Raw genomic sequence first — 8,544 nt, 5'->3', positions numbered from 1 at the left:
TCCTCGCGGCGGCCGACGAGCACGCACCTGCGGCCATGAGCAGCGTGGACCTCGACAGCCTCGTGCTCGAGGAGGCGGAGCGTGCCCGCGGCCACAGCCGCGTGAGCATCGACACCGCGCGCGTCTCGGCGGGCCCGATCCGCGCCAACCCCTCGGAGATCAGGCGCGCGGTCCGCAACCTCATCGACAACGCCGTCGCCTATGCGTCGTCCGGCGTCGAGCTGGCCGTGGTGACCACCGGGCACGAGGTCGTGCTCGACGTGCTCGACGACGGCCCCGGCATCCCCGCCGGCGAGCGCGAGCGCATCTTCGACCGGTTCCACCGAGGAGACAGGTCACGGAGCGCCGGGGTGTCCGGCAGCGGCCTGGGCCTGTCCATCGCCCGGACCGCGGCCGAGCGTGCCGGCGGGCGGCTCGACCTCGTCGAGGGCTCGGAGGGAGCGCACTTCCGGATGGTGCTCCCGGTCCTGCCCCTCGAGTGAGGCAGCATCGTGAGCGCGATGCCGGCGACGTCAGCGGTGTCGCGGAGCGTCCCCGCATCGCGGGCCCGGCTCGCGCAGCAGCCACCAGCCGGCGGTCCACGCGGCGGCCCCGGCGACGAGCTCCACGTGGAGGTCGACGATCGCCAGGGTGATCATCGTGGTCACCGCGACCGAGCTGAACCCGTCGAGCGCCATCAGCTGTTGACCGACTCGCTCGACGTGGACACCGCGGCGCGACGCCGTGCGTCGAGCGCGGAGGAGCGACGGGAGAGGCGCTGGTCGAGCAGGTGGGCGGCCTCGGTGGTGCGCCCGGCCATCGCCAGGGCGTGCACGAGGGTGTCCTCGACGACCTCGCGCTGCGCCCGGCTCCCGCCCAGGGGCGCCATCGTGCCGACGACGGCTGTCAACGTCGCTGCGGCGGCGTTCCAGCGCTCCTCGACGACCTGGACGAGGCCGGTGCACAGGGGGGCCACGACGTCGCGGAAGACGCGGTCGTCGCTCCGCTCTGCGTGGGCCGTCAGCTCGGTCAGCGCGGCGGCGTCGCCGTCGGCGGCGAGCAGGACGGCGCTGTGCATCGCCGCGAACGGCGTCGGGGGTGCGGTCAGCCACTCGGCCGGCGCCTGCGCCCGCACCTCGGCGACCGGCAGGTCATCCGTCCACGCGCCGGTCACCCGGCCGCGCCAGAGCAGCGACCCGCTGTCGACCACGACCCTGCTGCCGCTGACGATCGACGGTTCGAGCTCGCGGGCGAAGCGGCGGCGTACGGCCTCGACGTCGTCCTGCATCAGCTCGTGGAGAGCGGCGTGCCAGGAGAAGTGGGAGCGGTGGTTGGCCTCGGGCCCGCGGGAGCGGATCCACTCGTCGAGCCACGCCAGCCCGGTCGTGTGGTCGCCGGTCTCGTAGTAGACGTGGGCCCGCGCGTGGACGGCGTGGCCCGAGGCGGGCTCGACCGAGAGGGCGTAGGAGGAGAGGTCCTCGGCCTCGGCCCAGCGCTCCTGGTCCTGGCGGACGAACGCCAGCTGGCCGGCGTACCACCAGTCGTCGCCGTAGGAGCGGCCCAGCGACTCGACGAGCTCGGCGGTCTGGGAGCCGCTGGTGAGGCCGCCGAAGGCGACGGTCGGCACCGCGACGCTGACGGCGAGGGCGTCGCGCGGGAAGAGGCGTACGTGCCGGAGCAGGGCCGCGGCGCCCGTGGCCTCGTCGGTGCGCAGCCGGGTGGTGACGGCGTCGAGGAAGGAGGACTCGCGGTCGTCGAGGTGGCGGTCGGACGCGGCGCGGTGGGCGGCGCGCAGCGAGGCGCGCCAGTGGGTGTTGGCTCCCCACTCGTGCCCGAGCAGCGCGAGGGCGGCGTGGGCCTGCACGAAGCCCTCGTCGGCGGCGACCGCGTCGGCGAGACCCTCCTCGACGCCGTCCTGGAGGCGCAGCAGCCGGCCGAGCGCTGCGTTGTAGCGCTCGGCGGCGTCCTGGCCGGTGGAGAGCGTGAGGCCGTAGGGGTCGACCGGGCGGCGGCGGGCCTCGCCGTGCAGCGACCGGCTCACGATGCGCGCCACGTCGTAGGCCTGCTCGCGGATCTCCGGCATCGCCGTCGACTCCCACAGGTTGCCGCGGCGCAGCGAGCCGACGGCGAGGAAGGGGAGTGTGTCGGGCAGGGTGCCGAGGATGCGACCGTCGTCGGCGGTGTCGATGCCCAGGCCGGCCGGGCCGGGTCGGACCAGGCCCGACTGGGCCAGGCGGGTGAGCAGCGGGTCGGCGGCGATGGAGCCGACCGGACCGGTGCAGTTGACCACCGCCGCGACGCGCAGGGTCGTCCCGTCGTCGAGGGTGACGTGGAGGACCGACCGGTCGGCGCGCACGGCGGCGAGGGTGCCGCGGTGGCGCACGAGCCTGCCCTCCGCCGCGACCGCGTCGAGGCGTCGCGAGGTGGCCGGCGCCATCCGGTGCCGGTGCACGTCCCACGAGCGGGCGTCCTCGGCGATGAAGCGTCGCTTGTCGGCCTCCGACAGCCCCCGCCACAGCTGGGAGGTGACGGGACGCAGCCCGTCGATCGCGGCCCGCCAGTCGCCGGTGCTCGCGACGGTCTCCTCCACGTGTGCGGTGAGGGTGGACCGGAGCGTGTCGAGGTCCTGGGTCCGGGTGATGCCGGGCGGCGGTGGCACCGGCGGAGTCGTGGGCAGCACGTGGGGCTGCGGCATCGCGTCGGTGCGCGAGACCACGTGGATGGTGCGGTCGGGCCGGTCGGCGCTGATCGCGAGGTCGACCATGGTCAGGCCCGAGCCCAGCATCAGCACGTCGCCGACCTCGGGGATCGACTGCGTCCACGGGTCGGCGACCAGGCGGGCGTCGGCCGCGAGCTCGGGCGGTGCCCACCCGGTGCCCGGGCGGCTGCTGGTGGCCAGCACGACCGCCCGCGCCTCGAGCTGCTCGCCGTCGGAGAGCTCGACGACGAACCCGTCGCCGGCCCGGCTGACGTCGACCACCTCCGCGTGGCGGCGTACGAGCCGGGCGTTGCCGGGGAACTCGGTCGCGGTGGTCAGCAGGCCCTCGATGTAGCGGCCGAACGCCGCGCGCGGCGCGAAGTCATGCGGCTGGAACTTCGGGTCGTGGTGGTTGCGCAGCCAGCGGAGGAAGTGCTCGGGGTCGCGCGGGAACGCGCTCATGCCCGAGGCCGGGACGTTGAGGAGGTGGCGCTCGTCCGTCGTGGAGTAGGCCTGGCCGCGGCCGGTGCTCGGCGCCGGGTCGACCAGCTCGACGCGGAAGCGCGAGGAGAGCGCCGTCACCAGGTGGGTGGCCACCAGGGTGCCGCCGGCACCGGCTCCCACCACGACGACCCGACAGTCACCCTCGTTCGTCTCCACGCCAGCTCTCCTTTAGTCCACTGAGTTACTGCACAAACGGTATCAGCGAAGCGCTCCCGGACCGAGTCGGGGGAGCGGCGGGCGAGTCGCGGCGACGGCGGTCACACCTCCCGACGCATGACGACGCGCGGGAACCCCGCCGAGGTGGCCTCGGTGGTCGCGGCCATCTCGAAGCCGGCGTCCTCGAACAGCTTGCGGGTGCCGACGTAGGCCATCGTCAGGTCGACCTTCCGGCCCTCGTTGTGCACCGGGTAGCCCTCGACGACCGGTGCGCCGCGCTGCGCGGCGTAGGCCACCGCGCCGTCGAGGAGCACGTGGGAGATGCCGCGGCCCCGGTGCCCGGGGCGGACCCGGATGCACCACACCGACCACGCGGGCTGGTCGTCGACGTGTGGGATCTTCGTGGACCGGGCGAAGGGCAGGTCCGCGCGCGGCGCGACGGCCGCCCACCCGACGACCTCGGTGCCGTCGTAGGCGAGCACGCCCGGCTTGGTGCGCTTGCGCGTCAAGGCCTCGACGTGGGCCCCGCGGTCTGGCCCGGCCAGCTCGCGGTTGTCCTTCGCCGGGATGCGGTGGCTCAGGCACCAGCACACGTTGGACGTCGGGTTCTTCGGGCCGACCATCGTGCGCACGTCGTCGAACCGCGCGTGCGTCGCCGGGTGGACGACGAACCCGCCGGAGCTCACCAGGGGCGTGCTGGCCATGCCGTCACGGTAGACCCAGCGGGTTGAATGGGGGCATGGACGCTGCTGCACCGACGATGCGCAAGATCGGCCTGCTCGGCGGGATGAGCTGGGAGAGCTCCGCGCTCTACTACGAGATCCTCAACGAGGCGGTGCGCGAGCGTCTCGGCGGCTACCACTCGGCGCGGGTGCTGATGTCCTCCGTCGACTTCGCCGAGGTCGAGGCCATGCAGGCGGCGGGCGAGTGGGAGGCCGCCGGCCGGCTGCTCGCCGCCGAGGCCGCTGCGCTCGAGGCGGCCGGCGCGGAGTGCGTGGTGCTCTGCACCAACACGATGCACAAGGTCGCCGACGTGATCGAGGCCGCGACGGGTGTGCCGCTGATCCACATCGCCGACGTGACAGCTGCGGCCGTCCGCGGCGCTGGGCTCTCGCGGGTCGCGCTGCTCGGCACGAGGTTCACCATGGAGCAGGCCTTCCTGCGCGACCGGCTCGCCACTCACGGCGTCGAGGTGCTCGTCCCGCCCGGCGAGGACCGCGAGCTCGTGCACGAGGTGATCTACGGCGAGCTCGTCCGCGGCGTCGTGCGCGACGAGTCGCGGGCGGCCTACGTCGACGTGGTGGAGAGGCTGGTCGCCGACGGCGCCGAGGGGGTCGTCCTCGGGTGCACCGAGATCGAGCTGCTGCTCGGCCCCGACGACGTCGAGGTGCCCGTCTTCGCCACCACCCGCCTGCACGCGCTGGCGGCGGTGGACTTCGCCCTCAGCTGAGGAGCGTCTCGCGCACGACCAGGTCGAGCCAGTCGTCGAGCCGGCCGAGCTGGTCGGTGCGGCCGAACAGCGGCCGCTTCCCGGGCGGCGGCAGGTAGCCCACGGCATCCATGACGAGCCAGTGGGCATCGGCGTCGGTGCTGCTGGCTGCGGCGTAGCGGCGCAGGAAGTCCTGCGCCGGGCCGGTGCCGTGTGCCAGCGCGAGGTTGGACGCCGCGTGGGCCGCGTCGAGCCACGCCGGTCCGGTCGAGGTCTCCACCCAGTCGACCACCCCGGTGACCGCGTCGCCCGACCACAGCAGGTTGCGGTGGCCGAAGTCGCGGTGCAGGAACGTCGGCTCGTACGCCGGTGCGGGGCCGCCCAGCACCTCGAAGGCACGCCGCCACGAGTCCGGGTGGCGGGACCACGGCGGCACCACCCACTTCTCCTCCCACGCCCAGGACTGGAAGGTGCGGAACGGCTCGGCTGGACGCTGCGCGTGGATCGTCACCAGCAGGTCGGCCATCGCCTGCAGCCGGTGCTCGCCGAGCGCCTCGTCCTCCTCGAGCGGTGCACCGGGGAGCCGGGACATCAGGTGCGCCGCGGCACCCGTGGCCGCCCCCTCGGCGTCGAGCGCAACGCTGGTCGGGGCCGGGACGGGCGTCCCCGCCATCGCCAGCTGCGCCTCCCGCTCGCGGGTCGTCAGCTCGGCGCCGTGCGTGCGCCACGGCTCGACCGTCATCAGCCGCAGCACGGACTCGGCGCCGCCGTCGTGCCGGAGGACGAGCATCGTCGACGTCAGGCCGCCGTCGAGGGCGTCGTACGACGTGACCGGCGACCCGAGGGCGGAGCCCGCCCAGGCGAGGGCGGCGGCGATGTCGACGTCTGGATCCGGCACGCGGCGACGGTAGCGGGTCAGCGGCCGCAGAGTGCCACGTCCGCCGCACGTGTCCGGGTGTCGTCAGCCCAGCGCGGGCCAGAGCGAGTGGTAGGCGTTGATCGCCGGCTGCCCGCCGAGGTGGGCGTAGAGCACGTGCGAGTCGCGGGGGATGTCGCGCTCGGTGACGAGGTCGATGAGGCCGGCGAGCGACTTCCCCTCGTAGACCGGGTCGGTGATCATCGCCTCGAGCTGCGCGCCGAGCGCCATCGCCTCCATGGTCGAGTCGACCGGCAGGCCGTAGAGCTCGCCGGCCCAGCCGTCGAGCACGGTGATCTCGTCGTCGCGCAGGTCGCGGCCCAGCACGATCAGGTCCGCGGTGTGCCGGGCGATGCGTGCCACCTGGTCGCGGGTCTTCTCGAGCGTCGCGCTGGCGTCGATGCCGAGCACGCGGCGGCGTACGCCGGTGAGGTCCTCGAGCGCCGCGAAGCCGGCGATCATCCCCGCGTGGGTCGAGCCGGTGACCGTGCAGACCACGATCGTGTCGAAGGTGATGCCGAGCGCCTTCTCCTGCTCGGCCACCTCGAAGGCCCAGTTGGCGAAGCCGAGGCCGCCGAGCCGGTGCTCGCTGGCGCCCGCCGGGATGGCGTACGGCGTGCCGCCGGCCTCCTCGACCTCGCGGATCGCGTCCTTCCACGAGTCGCGGATGCCGATGTCGAAGCCGTGCGGGTCGAGGCGGGAGTCGGCGCCCATCATCCGGCTGAGCAGGATGTTGCCCACCTGGGTGTTGGTCGGGTCGTCCCACGGCACCCACTTCTCCTGCACGAGCCGGCACTTCAGGCCGAGGTGGGCGGCCACCGCGGCGACCTGGCGGGTGTGGTTGGACTGGAACCCGCCGATGGAGACGAGGGTGTCGGCGCCGCTGGCCAGCACGTCGGGGACGATGTACTCGAGCTTGCGGACCTTGTTGCCACCGAAGGCGAGACCGCTGTTGACGTCCTCGCGCTTGGCCCACACCTGGGCGCCGCCGCCCTTTGCCGCGAGGTGGTCGGAGAGCCGCTTCAGGTGGTGGACGGGCGAGGGGCCGAAGGTGAGCGGGTGGCGCTCGAACTGCTCGAGGTTCATGAGATCTCCTGCTGGTCGGTCTGGGCCGGTCGGTCGGGGTCGGGGATGAGGTCGGCGAGGTTCTGCCAGGTGCGGAAGGCGACGTCGGCGGCGGCCTGAGCGTCGCGGCCGGCGCACGCCTCGACGAGGCGCTCGTGCAGCGCCACCGACTGCTCCCCGGCGTGGGAGGCGAAGCGGCGGCGCTCGAGACGGCGTACGACGGGGCCGAGCTGGTCGAGGACGGTGGCGAGGGCCCGGTTGCCCGAGACCTCGACCGCGACCCGGTGGAAGTCGTCGTCGGCGGTCAGCGCCGCGTCGGTGTCGTGGGCCTCGATCGCGGAGGCGAAGCGGCGGTTGGCGGCCCGCATCCGCTCGACGTCGTCGTCGGTGAGCCGCGCGACCGCCTCCGCGACCGCGAGGCGGTGCATGGCGACGACGACGGCATGGGCCTCGCGCACCTCGGCCAGGTCGATCTCCGCGACCACGGTCGAGCGGCCGGGCGCCGACCGCACGAGCCCGGTCTCGCCGAGCCGCAGCAGCGCCTCCCGCACCGGCGTACGGCTCACGCCGAGCAAGGTGGCGAGCTCGGTGTCGCGCACCACCTCGCCCGGCGCGAGGGTGCCGTCGACGATCGCGTCGCGCAGCCGGTCGTGCACCGAGTCGCGCAGCAGCGCCGTGCGGAGCGGGGCGGGGGAGTCGGGGACCGGCATGCAATATATTGCACATCGCGGCAGTCGTCACGTCAAGTGGTAGTCCAGTGGCAGGTGGCCGTCGGTAACGCGCTCGGACAGCCGTCTGCGACTGGACTACCCGGCCGGGGCTGGTTGGGCCCACCCGGGTCGGGCAGGGTGGGCGGGTGCTCACTGTCATCGTCGCGCTGACCGCCAACACGATCCTGGCGATCCTCAAGAGCATCGTCGCCGTCGCCACCGGCTCGGCGTCGATGGTGGCCGAGGCGGCCCACTCCTGGGCCGACGCCGGCAACGAGGTCTTCCTCGTGGTGGCGGAGCGACGGTCCGAGAAGCCGGCCGACGACGGACACCCGCTGGGCTACGGCCGGGAGGCGTACGTCTGGTCCATGATCGCGGCCTTCGGTCTCTTCGGTGTGGGCGCCGCGGTGTCGGTGTGGCACGGCATCCAGTCGCTGACGGCGGAGGAGGCGGAAGCCGACTACCTGTGGGCCTACCTCGTCCTCGGCGCGGCCTTCGTCCTGGAGAGCATCTCGTTCTTCCAGGCCCGACGGGAGGTACGACGGGGCGCGCGCAAGGCCGACGTGAGCCGAGTGACGTTCCTCGACAAGACGTCCAACCCCACGCTGCGTGCGGTCTACTTCGAGGACGCGGCGGCCCTGGTCGGCATCGCGATCGCGGTCACCGGCCTCGCCCTGCACCAGGCCACCCACCAGCCGGTCTGGGACGCCATCGGGTCGATCCTCGTCGGCCTGCTGCTCGGCTGGGTGGCGATCTACCTCCTGCGCCGCAACATGGCCTTCCTCGTCGGCCAGGTCGCCGACCCGCGCATCTACGACACGGTGCTCGGCTGGCTGCGCGAGCGGCCCGAGGTGCAGACGGTCAACACGCTGCACCTCGAGTACGTCGGCCCGGAGCGGCTCTTCCTCGTCGGGTCGGTCGACCTCGTCGGCGACGACGTGGAGAGCGCGGCCGCCGAGGAGCTGCAACGCCTCGAGGACCACCTCGAGGAGCGGCCCGAGATCGCGCGGGCCGTCCTCTCGCTGGCCGCGCCGGGGCGCCCGCCGAGCGTCGGCCACGTCTACGGGAACAACGCCGATGGTTGAGC

At 73.7% G+C, this 8,544-nt stretch carries 9 protein-coding genes; 3 read left to right on the top strand and 6 right to left on the bottom strand.

Features of this window, described 5'->3' with window-relative positions; translation table 11 throughout:
* The coding region (locus AC1DP1_RS07135; RefSeq protein ID WP_477506266.1) for a sensor histidine kinase at positions 1-482 on the top strand (482 nt) is incomplete at its 5' end.
* Positions 483-512: 30 nt separating this feature from the next.
* On the opposite strand, the gene AC1DP1_RS07130 is transcribed toward AC1DP1_RS07135, so the two are convergent.
* From AC1DP1_RS07130 to AC1DP1_RS07120, 3 genes are all read right to left on the bottom strand, one after another.
* Positions 513-677: a hypothetical protein gene (locus AC1DP1_RS07130; RefSeq protein WP_477506265.1), complete on the bottom strand. Its 165-nt coding sequence runs from the start codon at positions 675-677 to the stop codon at positions 513-515.
* Positions 677-3,337, bottom strand: coding sequence for an FAD/NAD(P)-binding protein (locus tag AC1DP1_RS07125; protein ID WP_477506264.1), 2,661 nt, complete (start codon positions 3,335-3,337; stop codon positions 677-679). The genes AC1DP1_RS07130 and AC1DP1_RS07125 overlap by 1 nt, the downstream gene beginning before the upstream one ends.
* A 101-nt stretch (positions 3,338-3,438) precedes the next feature.
* Positions 3,439-4,041 (bottom strand): N-acetyltransferase family protein, encoded by a 603-nt coding sequence (locus AC1DP1_RS07120; protein ID WP_477506263.1) that lies wholly within the window; start codon positions 4,039-4,041, stop codon positions 3,439-3,441.
* A gap of 35 nt (positions 4,042-4,076) precedes the next feature.
* Between AC1DP1_RS07120 and AC1DP1_RS07115 the strand changes: the two genes are divergently transcribed.
* A complete protein-coding gene (locus AC1DP1_RS07115; protein WP_477506262.1) occupies positions 4,077-4,787 on the top strand; it encodes an aspartate/glutamate racemase family protein in 711 nt (236 codons plus the stop codon).
* On the opposite strand, the gene AC1DP1_RS07110 is transcribed toward AC1DP1_RS07115, so the two are convergent.
* The 3 genes from AC1DP1_RS07110 to AC1DP1_RS07100 form a co-directional block, all read right to left on the bottom strand.
* Entirely contained in the window at positions 4,780-5,664 is an 885-nt protein-coding gene (locus tag AC1DP1_RS07110; protein ID WP_477506261.1) for a phosphotransferase family protein, read from the bottom strand. The two genes, AC1DP1_RS07115 and AC1DP1_RS07110, sit on opposite strands and share 8 nt — an antisense overlap.
* Before the next feature lie 63 nt (positions 5,665-5,727).
* Positions 5,728-6,768: a 1-aminocyclopropane-1-carboxylate deaminase gene (locus AC1DP1_RS07105; RefSeq protein ID WP_477506260.1), complete on the bottom strand. Its 1,041-nt coding sequence runs from the start codon at positions 6,766-6,768 to the stop codon at positions 5,728-5,730.
* Complete coding sequence (locus AC1DP1_RS07100; protein WP_477506259.1) at positions 6,765-7,457, bottom strand: GntR family transcriptional regulator; 693 nt, start codon at positions 7,455-7,457, stop codon at positions 6,765-6,767. Before AC1DP1_RS07100 ends, AC1DP1_RS07105 begins: the two co-directional genes overlap by 4 nt.
* Before the next feature lie 146 nt (positions 7,458-7,603).
* Here AC1DP1_RS07100 and AC1DP1_RS07095 point away from each other — a divergent pair, with 146 nt between their 5' ends.
* On the top strand, positions 7,604-8,542 hold the full coding sequence (locus tag AC1DP1_RS07095; protein ID WP_477506258.1) for a cation diffusion facilitator family transporter: 939 nt from the start codon (positions 7,604-7,606) through the stop codon (positions 8,540-8,542).
* Positions 8,543-8,544: the final 2 nt, after the last annotated feature.

The organism is Nocardioides sp. P4_G10 (assembly GCF_056401175.1).
The sequence above is the reverse complement of the archived record's forward strand: the minus strand, read 5'-3'. Positions and strand labels throughout refer to the sequence as shown.